The 1,484-nt window shown below is 43.1% G+C and carries 2 protein-coding genes; both read left to right on the forward strand.

Annotated elements, in window-relative coordinates:
* Window positions 1-748 (forward strand): TolC family protein (locus tag ACWQ4X_RS19595; protein WP_457904667.1); only part of this gene is annotated, 748 nt, incomplete at its 5' end.
* Window position 749: 1 nt separating this feature from the next.
* Window positions 750-1,484: efflux RND transporter periplasmic adaptor subunit (locus ACWQ4X_RS19600; RefSeq protein WP_457904668.1), on the forward strand; the 735-nt coding region annotated here is incomplete at its 3' end.

Consider the following 1,484-nt stretch of genomic DNA (forward strand, 5'->3'; position numbering starts at 1 on the left):
GGTACAAGTGGCAACCCAACAATTATCAAATTTATGGGGAACCTCTGATAAGTCATTGCAGGTAAACCTCTCTTCGCAAAAGCTTTGGCCAAAATCGACTCATGGGCAGGTTCAAGAATATTTAGCGGATAACTACATTGAGAAATATCGGATTTTACAGGTGTTAGAGTCTCAAGCAACGGTTGATCAGCTGAAAGCAAAGTCACGTCCTAATCCTACTTTAAACCTGGGCGTTAACCGCACCCAATCCTTGGATAACTCAACACAAAATCAACTGGTGGTTGGAGTCAGTGTACCGCTCAATATTTTCGATCGTCAGCAAAATGGCATAAAAATCGCGCAAGAAAAAATGAACTTATTAGAGCGTCAGAAAGACTTTTATCTAAAGCAAAATGCGCTGCAAATAGGCACGATCTTAACCGAGTTGCAGGGTTTAGAGCTTCAATTCAAAGTCGTTGACGAGACTCAAATTCCTTTGGCGACTCAAGTTCAAAGTAAAACTTTACAAGGTTTTCTGGCAGGAAAGTTTGCTTTAACCGATGTTCAGCAAGCCACGCTTCAATTACAAGACATCCGTCTACGTAAAGTCCAGTTGTTACGGGAGGGCTGGCAAAAGGCCATCGAAGCAGAAAGTTTAAGCTTAGGCATTAGCCCAAGTGAAGTCATGTCGAAAGATGCTATTGCACAAATCAATCAAAATTTATGGCAAGACATACAGGCCATGCCTGTCATTGGTGGGGGAAATTAACATGTTCGATCTTAAAAACAGCTTAAAAAAACAGAGCGGAAAAATCTCCCAACCCCTACTGATTAGTTTGGTCATCGGCGCTACCGTACTCCTCAGTATTTTCTTGATCTTAACGGGTAAGAATAAATCTGAAACATCAGATGAACATGCCGAGGAAGAAGGGGGAGAAGAACATGGTGGTGAAACCGAAGAGCATGCAGAAGGTGTGAGCCTGACTGCCAAGCAACTGGTGGAACAGGGCATACAATTATCAGCGGTCGATCAAGGCCCGGTGGTTAAATTAAGTTCTTATCCTGCCAAACTGAATGTGAATACTGACCAGCAAGCGCACGTCTCACCGAGTTTTAGTGGTCATGTAGAAAATGTCTATGTAGAACTCGGTCAAAAAGTTCAGAAAGGACAGCCTTTGGCTGCGTTGCTTGTTCCTGATCTAGTTGATCAGCAGGCCAATCTTAAAATTGAACAAACCAACCTTGAACTGGCGAAACAAGACTATGATCGTGAGCGTCAGCTTTGGTCACAGGGCATTTCAGCAAAACAGGACTATCAACGTGCTTATAACAGCTATAAACGGGCACAAATTCAGGTTCAAGCGGCCCAATCACGTTTAAGTGCATTTGGTGCAGTGAATGCCAGTAACGGACGCTATATTTTGAAAGCTCCCATTTCTGGCGTGATCAGTAAAAAGGATTTGGTTCTCGGGGAAAATGTTCAGTTAGCCGATCAACTCTTTACG

The organism is Acinetobacter sp. NigerLNRRAM0016 (assembly GCF_054112845.1).